This is a genomic window from Vibrio algicola (assembly GCF_009601765.2).
Taxonomy (GTDB): domain Bacteria; phylum Pseudomonadota; class Gammaproteobacteria; order Enterobacterales; family Vibrionaceae; genus Vibrio; species Vibrio algicola.
This window is the reverse complement of record NZ_CP045699.1, coordinates 22,837-48,994: the sequence shown is the minus strand read 5'-3', so window position 1 is coordinate 48,994 and position 26,158 is coordinate 22,837. Positions and strand designations below refer to the sequence as shown.

General features: G+C 42.7%; 25 protein-coding genes. 9 read left to right on the top strand and 16 right to left on the bottom strand.

Annotated elements, in window-relative coordinates; translation table 11 throughout:
- Window positions 1-226: 226 nt before the first annotated feature.
- Entirely contained in the window at window positions 227-1,627 is a 1,401-nt protein-coding gene (gene sthA / locus GFB47_RS00225; RefSeq protein WP_153445575.1) for a Si-specific NAD(P)(+) transhydrogenase, read from the top strand.
- Between the two features lie 214 nt (window positions 1,628-1,841).
- Here sthA and dinF read toward each other — a convergent pair whose 3' ends face one another.
- On the bottom strand, window positions 1,842-3,191 hold the full coding sequence (gene dinF / locus GFB47_RS00220; protein ID WP_153445573.1) for an MATE family efflux transporter DinF: 1,350 nt from the start codon (window positions 3,189-3,191) through the stop codon (window positions 1,842-1,844).
- A gap of 371 nt (window positions 3,192-3,562) precedes the next feature.
- Window positions 3,563-4,186, bottom strand: a complete 624-nt coding sequence (gene lexA / locus GFB47_RS00215; RefSeq protein ID WP_153445571.1) for a transcriptional repressor LexA — start codon at window positions 4,184-4,186, stop codon at window positions 3,563-3,565.
- A 292-nt stretch (window positions 4,187-4,478) separates the two neighbouring features.
- Here lexA and plsB point away from each other — a divergent pair, with 292 nt between their 5' ends.
- Complete coding sequence (gene plsB / locus GFB47_RS00210) at window positions 4,479-6,914, top strand: glycerol-3-phosphate 1-O-acyltransferase PlsB (protein WP_153445569.1); 2,436 nt, start codon at window positions 4,479-4,481, stop codon at window positions 6,912-6,914.
- A 235-nt stretch (window positions 6,915-7,149) separates the two neighbouring features.
- On the opposite strand, the gene ubiA is transcribed toward plsB, so the two are convergent.
- The 8 genes from ubiA to ftsY all read right to left on the bottom strand — a co-directional run bounded on the left by ubiA (window position 7,150) and on the right by ftsY (window position 14,571).
- The gene (ubiA, locus tag GFB47_RS00205) at window positions 7,150-8,004 is read right to left on the bottom strand and encodes a 4-hydroxybenzoate octaprenyltransferase (RefSeq protein ID WP_153445567.1); all 855 of its coding nucleotides are present in this window, start codon (window positions 8,002-8,004) and stop codon (window positions 7,150-7,152) included.
- A 49-nt stretch (window positions 8,005-8,053) separates the two neighbouring features.
- On the bottom strand, window positions 8,054-8,596 hold the full coding sequence (locus tag GFB47_RS00200; RefSeq protein ID WP_153445565.1) for a chorismate lyase: 543 nt from the start codon (window positions 8,594-8,596) through the stop codon (window positions 8,054-8,056).
- A gap of 106 nt (window positions 8,597-8,702) precedes the next feature.
- Window positions 8,703-9,530 carry a rhomboid family intramembrane serine protease GlpG gene (gene glpG, locus GFB47_RS00195; RefSeq protein ID WP_153445563.1) on the bottom strand — a complete coding sequence of 276 codons (828 nt, stop codon included), beginning with the start codon at window positions 9,528-9,530 and terminating at the stop codon, window positions 8,703-8,705.
- A gap of 35 nt (window positions 9,531-9,565) precedes the next feature.
- On the bottom strand, window positions 9,566-9,889 hold the full coding sequence (gene glpE / locus GFB47_RS00190) for a thiosulfate sulfurtransferase GlpE (protein WP_153445561.1): 324 nt from the start codon (window positions 9,887-9,889) through the stop codon (window positions 9,566-9,568).
- A gap of 511 nt (window positions 9,890-10,400) precedes the next feature.
- Window positions 10,401-11,255: an RNA polymerase sigma factor RpoH gene (gene rpoH / locus GFB47_RS00185; RefSeq protein WP_153445559.1), complete on the bottom strand. Its 855-nt coding sequence runs from the start codon at window positions 11,253-11,255 to the stop codon at window positions 10,401-10,403.
- A gap of 326 nt (window positions 11,256-11,581) precedes the next feature.
- Window positions 11,582-12,556, bottom strand: coding sequence for a permease-like cell division protein FtsX (gene ftsX, locus GFB47_RS00180; RefSeq protein ID WP_153445557.1), 975 nt, complete (start codon window positions 12,554-12,556; stop codon window positions 11,582-11,584).
- Window positions 12,546-13,220 carry a cell division ATP-binding protein FtsE gene (gene ftsE, locus GFB47_RS00175; RefSeq protein WP_153445556.1) on the bottom strand — a complete coding sequence of 225 codons (675 nt, stop codon included), beginning with the start codon at window positions 13,218-13,220 and terminating at the stop codon, window positions 12,546-12,548. Before ftsE ends, ftsX begins: the two co-directional genes overlap by 11 nt.
- A gap of 103 nt (window positions 13,221-13,323) precedes the next feature.
- Window positions 13,324-14,571, bottom strand: a complete 1,248-nt coding sequence (gene ftsY / locus GFB47_RS00170; protein WP_153445554.1) for a signal recognition particle-docking protein FtsY — start codon at window positions 14,569-14,571, stop codon at window positions 13,324-13,326.
- Window positions 14,572-14,819: 248 nt separating this feature from the next.
- Between ftsY and rsmD the strand changes: the two genes are divergently transcribed.
- The gene (gene rsmD / locus GFB47_RS00165; RefSeq protein ID WP_153445552.1) at window positions 14,820-15,419 is read left to right on the top strand and encodes a 16S rRNA (guanine(966)-N(2))-methyltransferase RsmD; all 600 of its coding nucleotides are present in this window, start codon (window positions 14,820-14,822) and stop codon (window positions 15,417-15,419) included.
- A 3-nt stretch (window positions 15,420-15,422) separates the two neighbouring features.
- Entirely contained in the window at window positions 15,423-15,695 is a 273-nt protein-coding gene (locus GFB47_RS00160) for a DUF1145 domain-containing protein (protein WP_153445550.1), read from the top strand.
- A 153-nt stretch (window positions 15,696-15,848) separates the two neighbouring features.
- On the opposite strand, the gene GFB47_RS00155 is transcribed toward GFB47_RS00160, so the two are convergent.
- From GFB47_RS00155 to GFB47_RS00145, 3 genes are all read right to left on the bottom strand, one after another.
- Window positions 15,849-16,433: a YhgN family NAAT transporter gene (locus tag GFB47_RS00155; RefSeq protein WP_153445548.1), complete on the bottom strand. Its 585-nt coding sequence runs from the start codon at window positions 16,431-16,433 to the stop codon at window positions 15,849-15,851.
- A 94-nt stretch (window positions 16,434-16,527) separates the two neighbouring features.
- The gene (locus GFB47_RS00150) at window positions 16,528-17,133 is read right to left on the bottom strand and encodes a lysoplasmalogenase family protein (protein ID WP_178306432.1); all 606 of its coding nucleotides are present in this window, start codon (window positions 17,131-17,133) and stop codon (window positions 16,528-16,530) included.
- Between the two features lie 847 nt (window positions 17,134-17,980).
- Window positions 17,981-18,349 (bottom strand): DUF4145 domain-containing protein, encoded by a 369-nt coding sequence (locus tag GFB47_RS00145; RefSeq protein WP_153445545.1) that lies wholly within the window; start codon window positions 18,347-18,349, stop codon window positions 17,981-17,983.
- 182 nt (window positions 18,350-18,531) lie between these two features.
- Here GFB47_RS00145 and GFB47_RS00140 point away from each other — a divergent pair, with 182 nt between their 5' ends.
- From GFB47_RS00140 to GFB47_RS00130, 3 genes are all read left to right on the top strand, one after another.
- Entirely contained in the window at window positions 18,532-18,870 is a 339-nt protein-coding gene (locus GFB47_RS00140; RefSeq protein ID WP_153445543.1) for a DUF2500 domain-containing protein, read from the top strand.
- A gap of 385 nt (window positions 18,871-19,255) precedes the next feature.
- Window positions 19,256-20,242 (top strand): alpha/beta fold hydrolase, encoded by a 987-nt coding sequence (locus GFB47_RS00135; protein WP_153445541.1) that lies wholly within the window; start codon window positions 19,256-19,258, stop codon window positions 20,240-20,242.
- A 131-nt stretch (window positions 20,243-20,373) separates the two neighbouring features.
- Window positions 20,374-21,198, top strand: a complete 825-nt coding sequence (locus GFB47_RS00130) for a Cof-type HAD-IIB family hydrolase (protein WP_153445539.1) — start codon at window positions 20,374-20,376, stop codon at window positions 21,196-21,198.
- Window positions 21,199-21,266: 68 nt separating this feature from the next.
- On the opposite strand, the gene GFB47_RS00125 is transcribed toward GFB47_RS00130, so the two are convergent.
- A complete protein-coding gene (locus GFB47_RS00125; protein ID WP_153445537.1) occupies window positions 21,267-21,719 on the bottom strand; it encodes an EVE domain-containing protein in 453 nt (150 codons plus the stop codon).
- Between the two features lie 69 nt (window positions 21,720-21,788).
- Here GFB47_RS00125 and GFB47_RS00120 point away from each other — a divergent pair, with 69 nt between their 5' ends.
- Window positions 21,789-23,345, top strand: a complete 1,557-nt coding sequence (locus GFB47_RS00120; protein WP_153445535.1) for a COG3650 family protein — start codon at window positions 21,789-21,791, stop codon at window positions 23,343-23,345.
- A gap of 93 nt (window positions 23,346-23,438) precedes the next feature.
- Window positions 23,439-24,062 (top strand): tRNA-uridine aminocarboxypropyltransferase, encoded by a 624-nt coding sequence (locus tag GFB47_RS00115; protein WP_153445533.1) that lies wholly within the window; start codon window positions 23,439-23,441, stop codon window positions 24,060-24,062.
- Window positions 24,063-24,450: 388 nt separating this feature from the next.
- Here the strand turns inward: GFB47_RS00115 and yigB are convergent, their stop codons facing one another.
- On the bottom strand, window positions 24,451-25,170 hold the full coding sequence (yigB, locus tag GFB47_RS00110; RefSeq protein ID WP_153448089.1) for a 5-amino-6-(5-phospho-D-ribitylamino)uracil phosphatase YigB: 720 nt from the start codon (window positions 25,168-25,170) through the stop codon (window positions 24,451-24,453).
- 37 nt (window positions 25,171-25,207) lie between these two features.
- Window positions 25,208-26,158, bottom strand: coding sequence for a tyrosine recombinase XerC (gene xerC, locus GFB47_RS00105; protein ID WP_153445531.1), 951 nt, complete (start codon window positions 26,156-26,158; stop codon window positions 25,208-25,210).

Genomic DNA, 26,158 nt, shown 5'->3' with positions numbered 1-26,158 from the left:
TCTACTTATCTATTTTAATTATTAATTTTAATCACTTAAACCAAGGTTTTTAATCTACCCAAAGCGACTCAAGCTCTAATATACCGACAATCTGATACCCTGACAAATCATCGCCCAGTTATCTTTGTGATCCCCCCGACTGTCTTTCGTACTATTCATTTACCCTAAAAATGAATAGGTTAATATAGTGATAATATTTTGTTGTGAATAATAACAAGGGTAGATCATGCAGGATTTAACACACTTTGATGCCATCGTCATCGGCAGCGGCCCTGGCGGTGAAGGCGCAGCAATGGGCTTGGCGAAAGCCGGACTCAATGTCGCAATTATCGAAAAAGAAAATAGCGTCGGCGGCGGTTGTACCCACTGGGGAACCATTCCTTCCAAAGCATTGCGCCACGCGGTTAGCCGTATTATTGAATTCAATAGCAACCCTTTATTCTGCAAAAACAACACCAGTTTAACCGCTTCGTTTTCCGATATTTTAAGCCATGCTAAAAGCGTTATCGACAAACAAACTCGCCTACGCCAAGGGTTTTATGACCGCAACGAATGCACCTTATTATTTGGTAAAGCTCGTTTTACTGGGCCAAATTCAATTTCTGTCGCATTATCGGATGGCTCATTAGAACACTACAGCGCAGACAAGTTCGTTATAGCCACAGGCTCTCGCCCCTATCAACCTGACGACATTGATTTTAATCACCCTCGCATTTACAACAGCGACACGGTCTTAAGCCTTAAACACGATCCACGCCATATTATTATTTATGGTGCTGGCGTTATCGGTTGTGAATACGCTTCTATTTTCCGAGGTCTCGGGGTAAAAACCGATCTGATTAATACTCGTGATCGTCTCTTGGCATTCTTAGATAATGAAACCTCCGATGCGTTGTCTTATCACTTTTGGAACAGTGGTGTGGTGATCCGCAATGACGAAACCTATGAAAAAGTCGAAGGCACTCAAGATGGTGTGATCATTCATATGCAATCGGGTAAGAAGATGAAAGCCGATTGTTTCTTATATGCCAATGGCCGAACTGGTAATACCGATAAGCTCGATCTACAAAATATCGGCTTAACCCCAGACTCTCGTGGTCAGCTTTGCGTTAACCGTGATTATCAAACCAGTGTTGATCATGTTTATGCTGTTGGTGATGTGATTGGTTATCCGAGTCTTGCTAGCGCCGCTTATGACCAAGGTCGTTTTGTGGCACAAGCTATTGCCAAAGGAAAATCTGATGGCGTACTAATCGACGATATTCCGACTGGTATTTACACCATTCCAGAAATCAGTTCTGTTGGTAAAACCGAGCAAGAGCTGACCGCGGCCAAAATTCCGTATGAAGTCGGTCGCGCTTCCTTCAAACATTTAGCACGCGCACAAATTGCGGGTAAAGACGTTGGCAGCCTGAAGATTTTATTTCATCGAGAAACCAAAGCAATTTTAGGCATCCATTGTTTTGGCGAACGTGCAGCTGAAATTATCCACATCGGACAAGCGATCATGGAGCAAAAAGGCGAAGCCAATACCATAGAATATTTTGTTAATACCACCTTTAACTACCCAACCATGGCAGAAGCATTCCGTGTGGCGGCACTGAATGGTTTGAATCGATTGTTTTAATTATCTGAATTTTTGATTAAACAACAATAAAAATAAAGGAGCTGATTTAGGCTCCTTTGTTTTTCTAATATCAATGGCTTTAATAACAATCACAGAAATTTAATGAGCGTTCAATATGGATACCGAGAAAAGTGTAAAAGGTCATGGATGACCTTTTCTCAAGTGACCAAGGACGGGACAGCGTCTTTTCGGCGTATTCAAATTGATATCATGTCTAGTTCACTTCAACAAATCGTTCAGACCGCCACTGTTTAATAAAAATAAACGCCAAACCGATGCCGCGCATTCCCATAAAGGTGACCATCGAGAACCATAATGCATGGTTGCCCCAACTGGCACAGCTAAAATACAGTGCAAAGAAACACAGCATTGCTACCAACATACTATTGCGCATCTCTTTGCCTTTGGTCGCGCCAACGAAAATGCCATCCAGTAGAAAGCACCACATAGACACAATCGGCATAATGATCAGCCAAGGTAAGTAAGTATCCGCTTGCAGTTGTACGCTGCTGATATCAGTGATCAGCCGAATTAAATCTTCACCAAAACATAAGAAGACCAAGGTTAATCCTAGGCTGCATACTAAGCCCCAAAATGAAGTACCAATCAATGAATGCAGCAATTGATCGCGATTTTTAGCCCCAACCGCTTTACCAACCATCGCCTCCATTGCATAAGCAAAGCCATCCATGCCATAAGACACCATCATCAAGAAACTCATTAATACCGCATTAGCAGCAACAATATCATCGCCTAATGCAGCGCCTTGGAAAGTCATAAAACTGAATACGGCTTGTAGGCATAACGAACGCAAAAAGATATCACTATTAAGTTTTAGCATTCGTCCCATATTATGAGTCGCTGACGGAAAAAGAGACCATAGCGAAGGAAGCTGTTGTTTTTTCCAAGTTCGGAACACAAAAAATAACCCCAGCGCCAAACCGGTATAGTCAGATAATACCGATGCCCAAGCCGCGCCCGCCACCTTCCAATCAAACACCAAGACAAACAACACATCTAGTGCAATATTGGCAACATTAATGGTGATCACCAGCCACATTGGAGCCTTAGCATTTTGAGTTCCGAGCAGCCAACCTAAAATAACAAAATTAGCTAAAGCGGCTGGCGCACTCCACACCCGAATAGAAAAATACTGCATGCCATAATGCTTCACTTCTTCACTGGCATGACTGAAAGAAAAAATCAGATCGGCGATCGGCGAATGGAGTAATAAAAACACCCCCGCCAATAGCAAAGCGACCAGCATACCTTGCAACCAAACTTGGGCTAATTTTTCTTGGTTTTGCTCACCTTGAGCTTGCGCGGTAAGACCGGTGGTCGCCATACGAAGAAAGCCAAGCAACCAAAAGGTCACACTGATCATAGTGCTGCCTAATGCGACGCCACCTAAATACCAAGATCGATCAAGATGACCAATCACCGCCGCATCGACTAAACCAAGTAATGGAACGGTAATGTTTGACAGCACCATAGGAATAGCGAGCACTAACACCTGCTGATGAATGGAGCGTTGCGACAGAATATGTTGGAGTTGCTTGATCACGAAAAACCCTCTTTTTATGAGTGGCTAGTTTATACCAATCGCGCTATTGATGAAGAATAAATACGGCATATATACCCAAGTGATTTTAAGGTTCCGAATTTAGAGCGTTCGAACAAGAGGCCATTCAAGTGAGATTGGCGAAGGAATGTAATACCAATTCCATTTAAACATTGATCCATTGAATACGCAGAAAATGCGATGAGCAGACGCTGCCACTGGACGAATTAAATAGCGGTGAAGTACAACTAAAACGGCCAAAAAAGAGATGGGATAACGAGGAAATTAGGCGGTTAGGAGACTAAAATCAAGGTGAACAAATTCATCAGTTAACTCTTATGTGAGAAGTTAACTGATGAGAATAATCGTAAGGTTTACATCCAAGTATTATTGCGAATAATCCCGACTGCAATGCCTTCAATCGACAATTGTTGCTGGGTTAAATCCACTTCAATTGGGCTGAATTCTTCATTCTCGGCATGCAACAAAACCGTGGCACCTTTACGCTCGAGACGCTTAACAGTCACATCATCATCGACGCGAGCCACTACGACTTGACCGTCGCGTACATCTTGGGTTTTATGAACCGCAAGCAAATCACCATCCACAATACCAATATCTTTCATACTCATGCCATGCACGCGTAATAAGAAATCTGCTTGTGGTTTAAACATGCTCGGATCAACTTGGTAATGACTCTCGACATGCTCTTGCGCCAAGATCGGTTCACCTGCTGCCACCTGTCCAATCAAGGGCAGACCTTGCTCTTCCAGTAATTCAGCTTCGGTTTGAATAATCCGAATACCACGCGAGGCACCCGGAATAATTTCAATCACATTTTTACGCGCCAAAGCTTTTAAATGCTCTTCAGCAGCATTGGCAGAACGAAACCCAAGCTCACGAGCAATCTCGGCGCGAGTAGGCGGCATTCCTGTGATGTCTATTTTATCTTTAATCAGCTCAAAAATTTGTTGCTGACGAGGGGTTAAGGGTTTCATACTCCACCTGTCTTTTTATACAGTTGACTGTGAGTATATACAGTAATATTTTATAACTCCAGATAAATAATGATTTTTTATTACTCAGTTCACGAGATCTATTTACCCAAAGAGTCGGCCTCTCTCCTACTTAATTTTAGCCACGTTTGATCAACACAAGCCAAATGACACTGAAAAAGGTAGAATAGCCAAACTTAGAGCATAGGTAGCCTTCTTTTGGCTATTTTTAATGCGTATTTACTAGACTTATATCCATGCAAACAGGGTATACATATTTGAGGCTCACACCGCTATGTCTTATGGACACTTGATTTCTCGTTCATTTCTCAAGCTGCCCCTTTCTGTCATGGTGAAAGGTAAAACGATTCCCGCCAAGCCGGTAGAAGAACTGCAACTCGACTTAACCAAGCCGATAGTGTATGTGCTGCCTTTTGATTCTAATATTGACCTTATCTCTTTGCAGACTCAAGCCAAAAAATTAGGTCTTCCTGATCCGCTCAGTCCATTAGTGATTAATGGTAAAGAATATAACCGTTTTGTTTTCCTTACCGCTAAAGGCACGGCGATGGGCACCAAGCCTATTCTGCCAAAAAAATCGGTTTTATTATTTTCTGAGTTATTAGAGCGCCATCAGCATGATGCTGAACTCGATATTCAAATTCTGCCTACTTCAATATTGTGGGGTCGAAAACCAGATAAAGAAGGTCACGAAAAGTCCTACTTACAAGCTATGAGCGCCTGCCAAAAAACCCGCGTATTAGTCTCTTCTGGGCGTGATTGTTTGATCCGTTTTAGCCCAGTAGTTTCTCTGCGCTACATGGCAGACAACCACGGTGTCGACGAAGTGATTGCTCACAAACTCGCGCGCGTGGCTCGTATTCACTTCTCGCGCCAAAAACTCGCCGCTTCAGGCCCAAGCCTGCCACAACGCAAGGTGTTATTTGATCGCTTATTGCAATCACCGGCAATTCAAAAAGCGATTGCCGATGAAGCTCAATCAAAAAACATTTCGCACGAAAAAGCTCAAAAACAAGCCAAAGACATTTTAGATGAAATCGCAGCAGACTTTTCCTATTCTCTGATCAAGGTCGGCGCACGTTTCTTAGGTTGGTTGTGGAACAAGTTGTATCAAGGCTTAAATATCAACAACATGTCGGTGGTGCGCAAGCTGGCACAAGATGGCCATGAGATCATTTATGTCCCTTGCCATCGTAGCCACATGGATTATTTATTACTGTCTTATGTACTGCATAATGAAGGCATGGTCCCGCCACATATTGCCGCGGGTGTGAATTTAAACTTCTTCCCTGCTGGCCCAATATTTCGTCATGGTGGCGCCTTTTTTATACGTCGAACCTTTAAAGGCAACAAGCTGTACTCCACTATTTTCCGTGAATATTTAACTGAGTTATTTACCAAAGGCTATTCGGTTGAATTTTTTTGTGAAGGGGGCCGCTCACGCACCGGTCGTCTATTGCAAGCCAAAACCGGCATGTTAGCCATGACCATTCAAACCATGTTGCGCGGCTTAAACCGCCCAGTGACTTTGGTGCCAGTGTATATTGGTTATGAACATGTGATGGAAGTGGCCACTTACACCAAAGAACTCACTGGCAAGCGCAAAGAAAAAGAAAATGCCGGCATGGTACTCAAAACCATTCGCAAACTGCGTAATTTTGGCCAAGGTTATGTCAACTTCGGTGAGCCAATTAACCTCAATCAATTCTTAAATGAGCAAGTGCCGGGTTGGTCAAGTAAAACGGAGAACGATCAACAGGAATTAGACCAAAAACCACAATGGATGAATCCGGTGGTCAATAAACTCGCCAACAAGATGATGACTCATATTAATGATGCGGCCGCCACTAATGCCCTGACATTATGTGCCACCGCGCTGCTGGCTTCAAACCAACGCGCCCTGTCTCGTCACAAGTTAGAGCGGCAAATTGATTGCTATATCTCACTGTTAACTAAAGTGCCGTACACCGCGACCTCGACCGTGCCCAATGCTACTGCGGCCGAATTAGTCCAACACGCTGAAAAATTAGATAAATTTCAAGTTGAACAAGACAGCAAAGGCGACATCATTTCACTGGATCGTCAGCAATCTATTTTGATGACCTTTTATCGTAATAACATCATTCATCTGTTTGCATTGCCGTCGTTAATTGCTCATTTGATTATTCAAAAAGAGCACATTACCCGCAGCCAATTACAGCATGCGATTGCTTTGATTTACCCATTCTTAAAAGCAGAGTTATTTTTGCATCATACCAAGCAAGAGTTGCAAGATGTGGTCAATAAGTTGGTGGATGAATTAATACGCCAGCAGTTAATTATTGAGTCCGATGGCGAGTTAGCCACCAACACTACTCAAGTGCAAACACTCATTCTACTGTCTCGTACCATTGTTGAAACCCTACAGCGTTATGCTGTGGCGCTGACTCAATTGGTGGCGATCCCTGATATCGACAAAACCACTCTAGAGCAACAGAGCCAAGATATCGCCCAGCGTTTAGGTCGATTACATGGCATCAATGCCCCAGAATTTTTCGATAAAGGCGTGTTTATTTCTTTCTTCCAAACCTTAAAACAGCAAGGTTACATTGAAAACACCAATCCAGATGAGCAACACAAAACTCAAATTTTAGTCGATTTGCTCGGTGAGTTATTGTCGCCAGAAGTCCAACTGACGCTACAAGAAAGTGTGTTACAGAAGAAGAAATAATACACGCTAAGCTGCTATCAATGTGAGCATGACGAAAAGACGCTGTCCCATCCATGGGCGCTTGAGAAAAGACCATCCATGGTCTTTGACACTTTTCTCTATGCTCAATATTGACAGCATCGGTTCGGCTTCATGAGTGTCTCAAATAACAGCATAAAAAATGCCGCGCATATTAATGACAATATGTGCGGCGTTTTTATCGCGGATAGCCTGATTATTTTAATTGATTAATCATTTACAACAAGCTCACTAAGATGCCTGCTGTGATCACCATTCCTACATAGTTATTACTTAAGAATGCTTTAAAACAGCCCTCTCGACTGCGATCTTGGATTAAACGCTGTTGATACACAAACCATGCAGCGGCAACAAGAATTCCCCAATAGTAGCTCTCACCTAACTGCACCCACTTACCCAGCACCATCAGCAGCAATAAGGTCATCAACTGCAATAAACCAATGATTAACTTATCGAAACGACCAAATAAAATTGCGGTCGATTTAATCCCAATCTTTAAATCATCATCCCGATCGACCATCGCATATTGAGTATCGTAAGCAATCGTCCACATCACGTTAACCACAAACAGTAACCACACTTCCATCGGTAAATGTCCAGCTTCTGCTGCCCACGCCATTGGAATAGCCCAGCTAAATGCCAAACCTAAAAATAGTTGCGGTACATGGGTAAAACGTTTCATAAAAGGATAAATAAAGGCTAATACCACCCCAACCAAAGATAACTCTATGGTTAAACGGTTCATGCTTAGCACCAGTAAAAATGAAACGATCACCAATACAAAAAATAAAACGAGGGCTTCTTTCGGGCTGACTAACCCCGATGGGATAGGACGATCTTTGGTGCGCTTAACATGTCCATCGTATTTGCGATCGGCGTAATCATTGATCACGCACCCTGCTGAGCGCATAAAAAACACCCCCAACACAAACACCAACACCACATGCCACTGCGGCACACCACCGCCCGCTAATAGTAGCGCCCATAATGTCGGCCACATTAACAATAGCGATCCAATTGGGCGATTCATACGCGTTAACTGCCAAAAGGCGCGAGCTTTGGTCATATTCATTAATAATTACATCCATTTAAAAACAACGGCACTGACAGCAATATCATGCTCATTTAAGTGAATCCTTTCGATAAATAGGTGATGCAGGTAAAAATAATTCGGTCACTAGCATTGGCTTATCATTCATCCATAATCGCGAACTCCGCGCCGCTAATAAGCCTAAATCGGTTGCTTTGGTTGCTAAGTGTAATCCATTTCGCTTTACTTGCTCGGCTTGAAATACGGTCAAACCTAAAGGCTTTGAACCTTGCTTAGCCAGATCAAACTGAGCATCGCTAAGAGAGGATAGCGGGATCAAGGTACTGCCTAATAACCAAGGTTGTTCATCGGCGGCTAAAATCACTTCTCGTAATAAACAGGCTTCATTACCAAGCATTTCGCGTTGAAAGTCGGTTAATTGACTCGCGTCTATCTGCGTATTTTGGATCACATCGGCACTGAGAGATTGGCAATGTTGAGAAAATAGCCGCGATAATGATCCAAGTTCTAATAACCAACTTGGCTCTAAGCAAGAAGAAAAATCAAATACGTCAGCACTCTGCCAACTAATGTCATTGATAATTTTAAAGTAATCAGCGTAATCTGCTTTCATAATAATTCTACAGCAAGGATATTTAAGTCGAGATCGGCGTTCATTGTAACAATTCACTCAAAGAGAAAATACGATTAGTCGAACAAACACCCGACTAAATCCTCTTTTAAGCTGTTTTTTTAGACTCAATCGCGCCGAGCACGCAACCCGATAACAAACCCGCTAGGTGAGCACTATTCGCGATTGCCATCACTGGCTGAATAAAGCCCAGTACTAACCACACCAGCATAAAAATCACTAAAGGACGAGGAACCGACACGCCCTTCTCAGGTAGACGCCAGCCGACTATCCATAAATAGCCCATCAAAGCGTAAATAACCCCAGAAAGACCACCGAAATTAGCACCCCCGACCCAATATTGCGCCGCACCAGACAATGCCGCCGAAACCAAAAAGATTTGCAGCAACTTACCACTACCGAGCTTTTTCTCGATATCACCGCCAAATTGCCAACACCACAAAAGGTTAAACGCAATATGAGCCACTGAAAAATGCAAAAAGGCATGAGAAACCCAGCGCCATATTTGCCACTCTTGAGATGGACTAGCAGGAAAGTGTAAAGCTTGCAGGATCGGTTGGCCAAAACCTAAAAACTGCAGCGCATAAATAGCGCAACAGATGGCCATAATAGCTAAGGTTAGTGGGCCCGCTTTTGCTTTAACCATCGCCATAATGCTTGGGTTGTCGTAGTTAAACTGTTGAGTACGGCTATCGGCGACTTGCCATGATGCCGCTTGATACTTCCTGTCACTCGGGCTTTTCAGGAACATCGCTAATTCAGCTTCTACTTCAACTTGGTGCTCCACTTCTTTTAACCACAAAGCGAACTGGCCACTGCCTTCAGGCAACATTTGAATGGTGATTTGACGCGATGCCATATAATCAATAAAGGCTTGAGCAATGCGGGGATTATTAATAGTAACCAAACGGATCATGCGACAACCTACTGCTGTTTCAACGGATTGAGAAATTAAGCCATTTTTTCTTGTGGCAGTTCGGCTCGTTGCCAAGCTTCAAAACCACCATCAACACTATACACTTCTTCATAGCCTTGATTCACTAAATATTGCGCCGCACCTTGGCTACTAATGCCGTGATAACACATCACTAAAATCGGTTGATCAAATTCCAACTCTTCTAATAACGCCACCATAGTGTCATTGGTTAAATGTTTCGCCTCACCTGCGTGGGCAAGCGCAAAAGATTGCGGATCGCGAATATCAAATAATACCGCGGCTTGATTGATCATTAACTGCTGGGCTTGCTCAACATTGATTTGTAGAAACTGATCCATTGTTATTGCTTCCTTTTTACAAAATTGGTTCGAAACTGAATCGAATTAGCATTATTACGCCAAACCGATTGATTGGCATAATTTTTCCATCTAATACCGCAAAACTGGGCGACAGTATAACGTATCCCACAGCAAAATTAGACCACGAAAAAGTGGGGATAAGTTTTATTGCTTATTTTATGAGCAGGTGTGGATAAAGCTGTGAATTACGTTGATAACGTGGTTTTAAAAATAAAGATCCACAACATGTAGTGAGGATCCTGATCAAAATGTGGGTAAGCATAAATTTACTCACATTTATCAAACCCGCTATACACTATATATTGTGTATGTTGATCTTAATTGACACATCAGTTCCCCACACCTTTATCCACAGATATAAAATTGATCTTTTCCGCTATCGATCAAGGCTTTTTGCTTGATCTCGACATTTTGATCCACAAAAAAAGCCAAGATCATCCGACCTTGGCTTGTTTGACTTTTTAAGGCTTATTTGGGTCTGTTTACCGTTTTAAAACTCACCCACTGCCGCTTTTAATTTCTTCATCGCATTCTTTTCTAACTGACGAATACGCTCAGCTGAAACGCTGTACGTTTCGGCTAACTCTTGCAGAGTGGATTTTTGATCTTCTAACCAACGAGAACGCACAATATGCTGACTACGCTCATCAAGTGTTGCCATTGCATGACCTAAACGACCCGTCGTATGTTGTTGCCAGTTTTCAGCTTCAACACTGTCGGCAAGATCAGAATGCTTATCTTCTAAATACAATACTGGAGCGGTGTAGGATGAAACCGCATCGTCATCTTCAGACGGTGCTTCAAAGGTAGGATCTTGCGCCGCTAAGCGAGATTCCATTTCACGCACTTCTTTTGGTGACACACCAAGCTCTTTCGCGACCGTTTCAACTTCGCCATTATTAAACCAACCTAAGCGTTTTTTCGACTTACGCAGGTTAAAGAACAATTTGCGCTGAGCTTTAGTGGTTGCCACTTTTACGATGCGCCAGTTACGCAATACATATTCGTGAATTTCCGCTTTGATCCAATGCACAGCAAAAGACACTAAGCGAACACCCACTTCAGGATTAAAACGTTTAGCCGCCTTCATTAAACCAATATTACCTTCTTGGATAAGGTCAGCCAAAGGTAAACCATAACCAGAGTAACCACGAGCAACATGAACAACGAATCTTAGATGTGACAAAATGAGGCCTTTCGCCGCATCAATTTCATCGTGATAATGTAAGCGCTCGGCTAGGTCACGCTCTTCTTCAGCGCTCAGCATTGGGTAGCTGTTAACTGTTCGGATGTAACTATCTAGACTATCTGTGGTGACAAAAGCCATTGGATATGCGTTAGACATTGAATTCCTCGTTTTCTCTCATGAATACAAAACTAGAGATGTGCTTCGATTTAACCCACCTATTCTGGACTGAAATTTAACCAGCTTCAAGGGGGCGACTATTATTCATAGCAAATAACTTGAATGCAAGTGTAACAAACTGGTCAATTTGCACCAAAATCGAAAAATGTGAGTGATCTTGTCAAAGTCAGCGACCTCATCATTAACTTGGTAACCGAAATCAACCAAAAAACCAACAAAATCGGCCGTTGAATTCACAACGGCCGATTTTATCGGATCACAGTCTCTAATACTTTGGACTACTCATTAAGAGCAGAGTTCCATGCTTAAACCGGTTCGATTTCTTTTAAGTGTTTACGCGCCGATAAATTGGCCGCGCCCCAACCCAATATTGAACCGAGCATTAATAACAAGACACTTTCATCCCAACCTAAGCTGATCAAGCTAAAGTGGCTATCATACAATGCCGATAAATTATCCACCGCACCGCTGATCAACAGAGTCACGCCCATGGTTAATACCCAAGCGGTAACGGCGCCAATTAACCCCAACCATAAACCCGTATAAAGGTAAGGTCGGAGAATAAAGCGATCGGTAGCACCAATCAGTTTCATGACTTGAATTTCATCTTTATGAGCTAAGACATTAAAGCGCAGGGTGTTGCCTACAATCAAAAAGACCGACACTAACATTAAGATCGCAAAAGAATACGACACAATATAAGCCAAATCTTTCATGCCATCTAAACGAGAGAACCAATCCTCATCGAGTCGAACATCGGTTACCCCGTTTTCACGTTGTAGCTTTTGCGCCATCGCCTTCACCACGTCGGTATGCTGAGAAGCATTTTTCGGCAAGATCACCAATACTGGTGGCAATGCGGCATCACTCAGTAAAGACATCGCTTGCTCTAAACCAGCAAAATGGCTGAGGTCTTCTAACCCTTGTTGGGAGGAAATATATTGCACCGATTGCACATCTGGCCAGCTTTCTACTTGATCTTTTAACACCATCAAGCGTGCTTCAGGGGTGCCTTCCTTCATATAAACACTCACTTGAGATGCGCTGTTCATATCTTCGGCTAAGGTGGCAATATTTTTACCGGCAGTATAAAAAATGGCGGGCAAAGCCAGTGACATTGCCACCACGGTAATAGTTAAAACTGTCCCCATTGGTCGCTGCATTAAACTGCGAAAAGACGCTTTTGCTTGCTTGATATGGGTACTAAAAAAACCTTCTGACTTTGGTCTGGCTTTATTGATTTTACCTTTATTCATCGCTTTAACCGACTTACTGGCCATAACGCTCGACCTCACTTAAGAAACCTTGATTCAATTCTAAACGACGATATTGTGGGCGGCTATTAACCAGTTCCAGATCATGCGTGGCCAAAATAATAGAGACACCAGCGCGATTAAATTCTTCTAACAGATTTAATACTTGATGTGACAGTGCATGATCAAGGTTACCGGTCGGTTCATCGGCGAGCAATAGACGAGGGCGATTGACCACCGCGCGCGCAATACCTACACGTTGTTGCTCACCACCCGATAGCTGACGCGGTAAACATGGCGCTTTATCTAGCATGCCGATCTTATCTAATGCGGCAGAAACGCGACGTTTGATTTCGCTTTCAGGCGCGCCTTCAATCCGCATTGGTAACGCAACGTTATCAAATACGGTACGATCCATAAGCAATTTATGATCTTGAAAGATAATACCGATATTGCGACGTAAAAAAGGAATATCGCCACTTTTGATACGACTAATATCGTGATCATTAAATAAAATCTTACCGTCACTTGGACGTTCAATCGCACATATCAGCTTAAGCAAAGTACTTTTACCCGCGCCAGAATGGCCACCTAAAAAAGCCATTTCACCTTTATGCAGATGAAAGTTGACCTTTTGCAGCGCTTGATGCCCGCCACGGTACACTTTGCTCACTTGTTGAAATTGGATCATTGATTTTCCTCTGTCACCGATTCGCTTTACTTATTAATTGCTTAGGACAAAACAAATAAAGTTGCGGCAATTCTGCAACTTCATTTAAAACCCGTTCTAGGTATTACTCTTCGCGGCTAAATAATGCTTCAATAAAATCATGCGCATCGAACGGACGTAAATCGTCAATACCTTCACCGACACCAATATAACGAATTGGAATTTTAAATTGATCGGCTAAAGCAAAAATAACCCCACCTTTGGCGGTCCCATCCAATTTGGTTAAATTGATACCCGTTACCGGCGCCACATCGCTGAATAATTTGGCTTGGCTAATGGCATTTTGACCAGTCGCCGCATCTAAAGTTAACATCACTTCATGTGGGGCTGAATCATCAATCTTCTTCATTACGCGAACAATTTTACGTAACTCTTCCATTAAGTTACTCTTATTTTGTAAGCGACCGGCAGTATCGGCGATCACCACATCCACACCACGCGCACGCGCCGCTTCAATCGCATCATAAATAACCGAAGCACTGTCGGCGCCAGTATGTTGAGCAATAACCGGCACATCATTACGCTGCCCCCATACTTGCAACTGCTCCACTGCTGCGGCGCGGAACGTATCGCCTGCCGCCAACATGACCGACTTACCTTGTGATTGGAATTGCTTGGCTAATTTACCAATGGTGGTGGTTTTACCTACGCCATTCACGCCAACCATTAAAATGACATACGGTGTTTTGCTGCTGTCGATTTCGAGTGGTTGTTGAACTTCGGCTAAGATATCGGCCATTTCTTGCTTTAAGATGCCATATAACGCTTCGCCATCTTTCAGATCTTGGCGTGACGCTTTTTCGGTTAGGCTATCAATAATTTTGCTGGTGGTGTTCATGCCAACGTCAGCAATGAGTAATTGTTCTTCTAATTCTTCAAATAAGTCTTCATCGATCTGTTTGCCTTTAAACAGACCAAAGAAACCGGCACCAATATTTTGTTTGGTGCGTTGCAGGCTGCGCTTTAGACGAGCAAAGAAACTTTCCGTCGGCTTGGTTTGCTCTTGGACTCGGTTGACTTCAAGTGCTTGCGCGGCATGAACGTCTGACTCTTGTTGTTCTTCAACGGCAATATTAGCTTCACTATCGGATAACTCAGGTTGGTCGGTGTTTGCTTCACCCTCAGAATCAACATCGCTTATTTGTAGGGCTTCACTGGCGGGATCGCTATTTTCCGAGTCTAATTCTTGCGACTCAGTTTGGTCCGAACTGGCCTCTTGTGATTGTTCTGCTTCAACGGCTGCATTTTTTTGAGCTTCTTCATCGTCAAAACCTAACCATGAAAGTAAACCGCGTTTCTTTTTACCTGTCATTGGGGAATCCTAGCGCTCACTTGAATAAAAGTGATGATATTAATAATGTTGTGACGGAGATAATACCAAACTAATGTCTGATTATCTTTACCCATATTACTTAAAGCGATAGCCGTTTTACTTGATACAACAGCTGATGTTAATTTTGCTATATACTAGCACTTAATCTTTAAGCAAAAAAATTCAACCCCAAAGTTATTGAAGTTACTTCTTCAAATAAGACGGGTTTATCTGTAGTGAGTTCAATAATGGTCAGACGCAACACCCAAAAACCGGCGAATAAAAAATCAACAGGTGGTTTCGTACGGATAATCAGTGGCTTATGGCGAGGCCGAAAGCTACCAGTGTACGATGCTGAAGGTTTACGTCCAACCACCGATCGAGTCAAAGAAACGCTGTTTAACTGGTTAGCGTCTGATATTCCCCAATCCCGTTGTTTGGATCTCTTTGCCGGTTCGGGCGGATTAGGTTTTGAAGCGGCATCACGTCAAGCCGAACATGTCACGATGCTAGAGTTGAATAAATCAGCCAAGCAGCAATTAAGTCAAAATGTGAGTAACTTAAACGCCAACAATATTGAAGTATTACAACAAGACTCACTGTTATTTTTGCAACAATCAGGTACACCTTATGATGTGGTGTTTATTGATCCGCCTTTTCGACAAGATTTATTAGAAAAGACCATCGCATTATTAACCACTAATCATTGGCTAGCCCCTGAAGCGCTGATTTATATCGAAACCGAAAAAGAGCTAACCTTGCCAGCCTTACCGCAAGATTGGCAATTACACCGAGAAAAAACCGCGGGGCAAGTGTGCTACCGCCTTTATCAACGTCAAGCAGAGTAAGCCATGAAAGCGATATTCACTATTTTTGCTAAGCTATTTATGTTGGTGGTTTGGGGAGTATTTATTACTAACTTTATCCAACCTTTCCCTGGTATCACCCACATTGCTTTAAATGTGATGGCCATCTTCACCATTTTTATGCACGGTTTACAAAGCCTGTTATTTTCTGGCAATGCATTAGGCCCAGATGTACAAATGACTCGCTGGGAAAAAATATCGATCTTTATCTTCGGTACGTTTGCCTTAATCGACATTAAAAATAAATATTTTAAATAGGCATAAAAAAACCGCATCCCCTTTCCTGTTCGCTATAACAAGCAAGAAGAATAGATGCGGTTTTTTATCATCTCAATATGTTAAAATATCGCTCTGCCATTGGCTGATAGCAATCAAACGAATTAGATGATCAGATAGTGATTACGATTGATATTAAGCTAAAAACTGCTTCAAACCATCTAAGAACATTTGCGTCGAGACCATCACCAACAACAAGCCCATCAAGCGCTCAATTGCGTTTAAGCCTCTTTCGCCTAATATGCGATTGAAGAAGCCATAAAACATTAAAATTGCCGACGTTGCTAACCAAGCAAGCAATACCGCCAAAGACCAATCCACCATCTTATCCGGGTGTTGACTCGACAACAGCAACAAAGAAGCAATTACTGACGGCCCCGCAATCATAGGCACCGCTAGCGGCACAAAGAAGGGTTCTTCACCAGCAGCAAGTCCGACTACACCACCAGGCTGAGGGAAAATCATTCGGATCGCGATAATAAATAATATCAAACCGCCAGAAATACTTAAGGTTTCTTGTTGTACATGCAAAAAGCCCAAAATGGATTTACCCGCAAACAAGAACAGCAACAACACACCCAATGCCAGCAGCAATTCACGGATCAGAACCTTACGACGACGCTTAGGATCTAAATGTTTTAAGATCGACAGCACCACCGGCAAATTACCCAGTGGATCCATAATTAAAAACAGCATCACCGCTGCCGAGAAGATTTCCATAATATTTCCTAAAACATCAAATCCAATCAATAGATTTAATAGGGGTTATATCCAATCCAAGCACATGGAGTGGATGAGGGTAAAAATACGCACATTAAAAAATAATCGAACTTGTGATTAAGGTTTGAGCGACGAAATATGAGACTAAAAAAACATAGTTAGAATATCGAAACGAAGCCTTAAAGTGATGCACCACCCAGATTAAAGCGGATAAAGCTAAAATCAAGCTACCAATAAATCCGGTTAGATCCGCTAATAAATGATGCGCTTTCCACACTTCACCCGCCGCCCATGATAATTGCCACACAATAATACCGATTGCAGCAGCAGGCACCACAAACCCTTCAAATAAAGGCAACAATAAAAAGAACAGTACTATCGAGAACGCCATCAGTATCACTGGCATCCCCCAACTCACCGCTTCAACTTGGATCCAAAAAATCACGCTATAACAACTAGAAATCAGCGCGAAGCAGATAAACTCCCCTCTTTTAGACTGTTTACCAAAGGCTTCTTTTAACAGCGCAAATAGAGAGACACTTAAACCACATAATAGTGCCAAATAAGCTAATGAATAAGGTGGATGAGTTAATAATACCGATGACATTAACACCATCAAAGAGGCAGGTTTCAGTATTCTCAAGGCGTTATTTGACTCATTCTTAATGGTAATACACATTAAGACGGTCAATACACTCATTGTTAGCCAATAGATCATGCCAGCCCCTGACTTTAGAATCGTGTACTAAGTGTAATGAGACACTTACATAAGGTAAAGATGAAAAGCCATTTCTACCCCACTTCAGCCAATATAAAGGCAAACCTAGCATCCTAGCCACGTTCTAGCCGGCAAGGTAAACAAACCGCTAAAATCATAACTTATAAAAAACCAACAATCAAAACCAATAAAACATACCCATTATTCAATAAATTAATTAATAAACAATTGTTTTTATTAGGTTTAATTATACAAAAATCAAAATTATAACCGTCAATTAATTACTAAGAATCGATCGTGAAGCTGAAAAATAGACAAAATATGAAGATAAAAACCACAGTAAAAAAAGTAAAACCAGAAAAACACTATAAAAACCACCCCGAGAACTACTAGCCTCCAGATTAAGACACTTGAATGAATGAAAAAATAAATCAATAGAAAAAAAAGACTTAAACACCTTAAAAACAACAACTTAAATAAATAAAATATCACATCATAAATGAAACATATCATTCCACGCTGTAATCATATGCCACAGCATAGAAGTAAAAACACAAAACTATGACATTAAACTTATATTTTTGAGCGAAAAACAAATAGATCTAGATCAAACCACTTAATCTTGCTATAGTTGCTCTAAAGGTAACCAATCAAAAGGAAAAAATAAAATGACAACTTCACAAAGACAGGGATTAGTAATGATTGCAGTAATGGTTGGTTTAATGACATTACCAATGATTTCTTAATCAAGCAGACAAAACAAAAAGGACGCCTAATAGCGTCCTTTTGTTTATCTGGCGATCAGTAAATCCGCTTTTCAGCACATAGCTTAAGGCAGATGAGAAGAGATAGAATCCCAATTTAAGTGGTAAAACAATACTGCGCCCAATGTCATCGCCAACATCAAGACAATCGCCACCCCCCAAACAAAACGACCACTTCTTGGGGTGAGTTCTTTTTCACACTCGCGACACATCCGATCAAGTTCCGCCCAATCTGGTACTTTGTAATCGACATCATCTGAGAGTTTTTGAGCAATCTCCGCAATCAGCCGCATTTTTTTAACAACAGCTTGAGGCAAGCGCTGCTCGCAACTGTTAATTAAATCATCTAAACCTTGGCCCTCGGCATAGTACTGATCTCTAAGTAGTTGCTCTAAACGCTGCCTGCGAGAGGTTATTTTTTCGATATCGGACACGGTACCATCCTTATTCCTTAACTGATAGGTTTAGCTTACTGCAAGGGAACCCAACAAAGTAACTATTTCCCCCTAATACTGTGGTTAATAACAACATAGATCACGAATTCAGAACAGAGAGTCACCATTCCCCTTCACAAATAGATACACTAACGCATTAATTTTTATCAGGATACTGTTCGATGCCTCTTACTCTATTATTGTGTTTATTGCTCATTATTGTGTTGGCTTTTATCAGCTACTCCTCGTTTAATAAAAAGCACATACTTGGATTCGATGCCAAAGAACAAAAAGTCAATGTCGTGGTGCTCGATACTCAAATCGTTGAAATCCCAAACACTCAGCCGGGTGAAGAAAATCAAGAATATTGGATTTATGTGCAAAAGCAGCCAATGGGGCCTAAGCGTGAATTCAAAGTCGGCATCCACTACTTCCACGCATTAAGCCCTGGCGATAAAGGGGTTTTAACCTACTGCGGCGACAAATTTCAGCACTTTGCCAAAACAATTAATCGTGATTGAACATTCATGGAATTAAAATCAACATCATGCTAGGGGCTGTTGATCTTTCGTGGTTGTTTTTGCTGCTAATTGTTGGGTTTTTATACAAGGAAGAGGCTTTGTGGTGTAGCTGGCTACACGAAAAGCCGATGACGAAGTAGAAAAGACCAACAAACGCAGCCCGAAGGCTTCGGCTAAAAGCCTTTTACTCTTCGTTAAGTCTCATTTACTTAGAATAACTAGGCTTCAATCGACTTGCCTCGATTAAAAGGCTTTTATCTCGAACAAAATTTAATCACGAAAGATCAACTGCCCCTAGCCAAGCCTTAAAAAAAGCTACGACTCACACCTAATTAATGGCATAGTTTAGGCTTAATCATCGATATGAGTTTAATTCGGAATTATCATGGAACTCCCAAGTGGACAAGCGCCTTCATTTAGCCAGGAAGAAAATTTATTAGCATTTTCTATCAGCACGCTCACGCCTTTTTGGAACACCAAAAAAGAAGGTTATATTGAAGGGCAGGAAGGAAAAAAACTGTATTGGGTATCACTCACTCACCCTGAAAACACCAAAGCAATCGTGGTGGTGAATGGCCGGATTGAAAGTGTGTGTAAATACCAAGAACTCTTCTATGACCTTTCTCAGCAAGGTTATGATATTTATTCTTATGATCATCGCGGCCAAGGATTATCCGATCGCAGTTCGCCAGACCGTCACTTAGGTCATGTTGAAAAATTTGATCATTACATCAAAGATTTACATCATATTTTGCGCCACTTTGATCTCGATGAAAACTATCAAGAGAAGTTTCTCATCGCCCACTCAATGGGCGGTGCGATCAGTACCCGTTACCTACAAACCCATCCTAATCATGGTTTCAAGCGGGTGGTATTAAGCGCTCCAATGGTTGGCATCCACATGCCTTGGTACTTGCGCTCTCTGGCTGTTCCATTGTCAAAGTGGATGGCATCACGCAATCCGATAGGCTATTTACCAGGGAAAAAGGGTTACCATGTCAGCCCATTTTCGGCTAACGATCTGACTCATAGTCCGATCCGTTACCAGTGGTTTCGCGATCTTTATGAACAACAACCAGATATTCAACTTGGTGGTCCCAGTCGTCATTGGGTCAATCAATCACTCAACACCACTCGTTTGTGCCACCAACAAGCAGATAAAATCAATGTGCCGCTATTATTACTGCAAGCCAGTGAAGACATTGTGGTCGACAACACTGCACAAAATAAATTTGTCAATAAAATCAATAAACACCATGAAAATCTCGCCACATTAGTTGAAATGAAAGGTTCAAAGCACGAAGTGTTTTTTGAAATTGATAGCCTGCGTAACCAAGCGCTAAATGAAACGTTAACCTTTTTAAAAGGCTAACATTTTTTAAATAACAGTTACCGGAAAAGAGGAAAGTCAGCTTTACCCTCTTTTTCCTCGTTTAATTGGCGTACACTGCTTACAACCAACGCATTCCTTTTTAATCATATAAAAGCCTATTAAGAGGTCATATGTCCCATTCTTCGCACGTTACTCACCCTTATCATATAGTTGCTTCTGATTTAGATGGCACCCTGTTACTTCCTGATCACACCTTAGGTGATTTCACCAAACAGACGTTAAAAAAACTGCATCAACAAGGTTTTACTTTTATCTTTGCGACCGGTCGTCATCATGTTGACGTGGCAACTTTTCGAGCCAGTGCTGGCATTCCGGCTTATATGATCACCTCAAATGGTGCGCGAGTGCATACACCCGACAATCAATTGTTCTATAGCAAAAATATTGATGGCGATTTGATCCAACCCATCGTCGATATCATCAAACAAGATCCAACCAATAGCATTCATATTTATCGCAGTAACGACTGGCTGACCAATAAAGAAGATTTAAAGCTCAGTAAATATCATGAAGAATCTGGTTTTAATTACGCCTTATTCGATCAAGATAATGCGCCAACGGAGGACATTGCGAAGCTGTTCTTCACCCATCCCGATCATGACCATCTGGCCAAGTATGAAGCCGATCTTAAAGCACAATATGGCGATCGTTTGAGCATTGCTTTCTCGACCCCTTGGTGTTTAGAAATGATGGCGTTGAATGTGTCTAAAGGTCACGCCCTGCAAGCGGTGGCGCAAGCCTTAGGTAAAGAGTTAGAGAACTGCATTGCGTTTGGCGATGGCATGAATGATGCGGAAATGCTACTGGCTGCCCATAAAGGCCTCGTGATGGGTACTGCGCACCAGAAAGTAAAGATTGCATTACCAGACAATGAAGTGATTGGCAGCAGCGTCGATGAAGCGGTGGCGCATTACTTAGAAGATAATTTGTTGTAAATCGGTCAATAGCAGATTCAAACTTAACATCGCTGCTCCTGAAATATAACAGGATGCAGCGATTTTTTTTATTCCTGATTTAAAATCGCCTGCCACTCCAACGCAGAAACAGGCATGATCGATAAACGATTACCGCGTTTAACCAACGGCATTTCCGCCAATTCAGGCATGGCTTTCATCTCGGCTAAACGGATGATGCGCGACAACTTACTCACAAATTCAATATCCACCATTACCCAGCGTGGATTACTGGGATCAGACTTAACATCAAAATAATCACTGTTGGCATCAAATTGAAAATGGTCAGGGTAAGCAGCTCGCGTCACCTTCGCTACCCCCGCCACGCCAATCTGCTTACAAGACGAGTGGTAAATTAGGACTTCATCGCCCACGCTCACTTGATCACGCAACATATTTCTTGCTTGATAATTGCGCACCCCCTCCCAACACGAGACATTTTTCTGCTGCAAGCTATCAATCGAAAAGGTGTCGGGTTCTGTTTTAAATAACCAATATGCCATAATGAACCTTACTCATTGTTTTCAGTCTATATACCCAATATAACGGCATCTACATTAAAGGAAAGTAACATGAAGGCTTTTACCATTCCGCTCACTTTCGTGGTCGTCTCACTGTTAGCCGCTTGTTCTAGCCAAGCTCCAACTGAACCACAAGAGTTAAAACCTCAAACAACTGAACTATCTGTGGTAAAAACCGTCGATGTTCTTCCTTATATGCTATCTGGTGAAATCAGTTTTAAAGATAACGGTTACCAAATTCAACCTTGCAACAGTAGCATTCAATATTGGTTAGAGTTACCCGCTCCAATGCTCGCCCAATTAAACCAAATGCGCGCTGACGGCAATGGGCCTTTTTATGCTGAGTTATTTGGTGAGTTGCAACCAACCCCAACCAAAGGCAACTCTTCTGCTTATGTGGCACGTTTTCTAGTTTCCGATCTTAATCAAATTGCCCCTGAGACTGGTAATAAATGCCAAACCACCAATACAGCGCTACGAGCATTTGGCAACGAGCCCAACTGGAGCCTCGCGATCGCCAAAGGCCAAGTAACCCAAACGAGTATCAACAATAAAAAAACCACCAGCAACGTCAATGATAGCAACATCAGCCCGACGCAACGCCGCTATCAATTTGAAAAAAATGATCTGACACTCAATAAACAAACTTGCCAGGACACCATGAGCGGTGCCTTATACGCTTGGAATGCTGAATTTAATACCAAGGATAAAACCTTGCATGGTTGTGCCACCCTCGCCAACCAAGATAACGCTCAACAATATGTCGCCACTTATCAAAGCCAACCCGATGCTAGCGGCTTAACCACTCAATTAGAATTACAGCCCGATCACACCGCCACTACTCGTTATATTTACAAAAATGGCGATCCAAGCTTAATTGAAACCGGTTATTGGCAACAAGCGAACGGACAACAACTGCATGTAGTGATGACTCAGCATCAAGGTGAAGCGGTGGTATCACAACGATTATTCACCATTAGAGGCTTTCAACTGCACGCCGATAGCGAGCAAATTAATAATCAAATCTACCCAATTGGCATCAATGGACTAAGCCTTGATCGAATGCAATCCGCCGTCACTATGGTCGAGGGCGAGAATAGCAAGACCCAAGGCGCTCTTCCCACATTAACGCCCGCCGCGATTAATGCCAGCACTCAGTTTGATGCCAAGGTTGATAAAGCCATGCGCAACTACTTTGCCATTAACCGTACCGATCCAAGCGGTAACCGTTATATCTGGCTCAAGTATGATTTAAATGGTGATGGAAACGACGAACTGCTCGCCATGATGAATTGGTGTGGCAGCGGCGGTTGTACCATGCTGATTTTTGAAAACCAAAATAATGAATGGCGCTTCAATAGTCGCATTACCTGCGTACGTGATCCAATCACAGTCGCCAATTATCAACATAACGGTTGGCGCGATTTAGTGGTTCCAGTCAGTGGTGGCGGTGCAAAAGCGGCGCAAAAAACCCTAGAGTACACAGGGGTAAGTTACCCAAATAACGCCAGCATGGCCCCTGATTTCAGTACCGATAACGGAGCATCACTGAGCTCGGTGGTATTGTTTGCCGATCAAACTCCTGCCATCAAAGGTGTGAAGATGTAAGGTTTATTTCTTACTGCAACATTAAGGCGAATCACAACATAAAATGCGCACAGTGGTATCATGCCCTCTGCGCATTTTTTAACGAGCACATCTATGTCTCCCTCAGCCAACACACTCTCGACCCCACCATCGGCTTGCCCTCACTGCGGTTTACGCTATCAATGCGTATGCGATCAACAACCGATATTATCGTCACCTCTCAATCTGGCGTTATTAACCCACCCTAATGAACTCACCCGCACCACCAACACCGGCAAGTTGCTACAATGCTTACCCCATTGCCAATGCCATATTTGGGATCGCGTTAATCCACCAGCCGCATTACTTGAGCAAATCAAACAGCAACCGACTTATGTTGTCTTTCCTAGCGAAGAAGCGATCGAGGCTTCAACCCTGCGCACCCAATCGCCGCATCCTAATACTTCACCTTTATTGATAATTTTGGATGGTACTTGGCAAGAAGCAAACAAGATGCTCAACAAAAGCCCTTGGTTAAAGGAATTGCCTAAAATCACTCTGCAACCAAAGCAAGCCTCGCATTACGCCCTACGCCGCAACCAAGCCGCCGGAAACCTATGCACCTGTGAAGTAGGAATTGGATTGTTATCTGAGTTGAATATGAGTTCTGAAGCAGAAATTGCCCAGCTACAAGATTATTTTGAATTGTTTTTAAAGGTATATGAAGAAGATAGAAATCATCGGGTTTATAAGTCTTAACCACCAGCATACAACAACCCTCCCTTGACTGATAATTCAGGTGTTTAACCACAATGTATTTGATAAAGGGAGGGAGCAGATTTGGTTATCGCGGTGATTTCAGCGATCATCTGCCTAAATTTTGCTTGTTTGAGCGCCAGTATTTTTGTGTAAGCCGTCATGGATGACGGCTAGGCTTCTTGAAGGCATGGACGCCCTCTTGAAGCCGATAGCGAAAATGCCAAGCTCAAACAAGATCACAAAATTTCTCGCAGCGGCCTTTTTGCCACCTTTTTTGGCTGTTGAAAAAAGGTTGGTCGCCGAAGGCTAACCGCTGAATTAACATGAAAATAAGCACGAGAAATAAAAAGCTAAATAGCAACGACCCTTCACATTCTGAAGAGAAGCATTACCTCACAAAAAACAACAAATCCTCTACCGAGGTGATCTCCACATCCGGCAGTAATTTGGCATCATTTTGTTGTGTTAACACCTTAGAAAAATCATTAATCCAGCAAGCGCTCATACCCGCGTATTTAGCACCGGCGACATCAGAGACTAAGTTATCTCCCACATGCAGCACATTCTCTGGCGGTAAGTTTAAATGCGCCAGTGCAGTGGTAAACATTTCACCATGTGGTTTTGCCCAACCATCAGGGCCGGCGTTTAACACCAAATCAAAATACTCACCCAAGCCAATATTGGCGGGGTTCACATTACCATTAGTGATCGCGATCAGCGGTAGTTGTTGCTTTAATTTGCTCATCACTTGGTGGGTTAACTCTGGAACATCAATTTGATGACGCCAAACCAAGACTAAATCCATTAACTCTTGTGCAGCGTGAGAAGCTTTTGGATCATCGTAACCCAAATGGATTAATCCCTGCCGGATCTGCTGAAATCGCCATGCGCTAACATCACTTTGTAAGAAAGGGGTTTGCTTGGCAAGGTTGAGTTTAAACGCTCGCCATTGCTTGTGATCCATTTGTTTGCTGATCGGATGATGTTGATGCAACCACTCGGTCGCCCTTTTTTCAACCGACATGATCACCGGATAGTTATCATATAGGGTATCATCGAGATCAAAGGTCATCGCCTTGATGGTAGGAATATTGCGGTAGAAACGCATAGACATTGGATTTCCTTATACAGACAGGGTGACCTGATCAGTCGTCAGATGATTTGATTTTCTTGGCTCTTGGATGGGCTTTATCATACACCTGCGCTAAGTGTTGAAAGTCTAAGCTGGTGTAAATTTGCGTGGTAGATATATTTTCGTGTCCAAGTAGCTCTTGCACCGCGCGGAGGTTACCACTGGATTCAAGTAAATGGGTAGCAAAGGAATGGCGCAGTTTGTGCGGGCTAATATGGCTAGACACCCCTTGTTTAATGCCCCATTCCGCCATGCGCTTTTGCACATTGCGATGAGAAATCCGATTACCACGTTGCGACACAAATAAAGCAGGCTCACCTTCTGCCGCTAATGAAGGACGAATGTGCAACCAACGCTCTAGCCATTCTTTGGCATAACCCGACACCGGCACTTTACGTTCTTTATTGCCTTTACCAATAACACGAATTTCGCCTTGATCCATTTTGCCGTGACTTAAATGCACTTGCTTGGCATCAATCGCCACCAATTCGGCTAAACGCAAACCGCCGCCGTACATTAACTCCATCATGGCGCGATCACGAATCGCTAATGGGTCATCACCTTGCACTTCTAGCAAGATCCCCATTTCATCGACATCAAGATTTTTGGGCAGTGGACGTTGCTTCTTCGGCGCAGACACCCCTTTGGCTGGATTAGCTTGTAGCAGACCAATCACAATCAAGTAATCGAGAAAACTGCGCAATGAAGAAAGACGGGTGGCAATACTGCTGGCTTTTAATCCCTCTCGCTTGGCTTTACTGGCAACTTGCCTGACCCAAGCGGCGTCAATGTCTTGCCAACAAGTTAAGCCCGATTCAGACAGTTGCAATGCAATGGTGGTGAGTTGTTGCTGGTAATTGGCTTTGGTGCGCTCACTCAAGCCTTTTTCATTGATCAGATAATCATAAAATCGCTGCAAGGGTTGAGCAAAGTTCTCAGGGACGACGTCATGCTCAAAATTCAT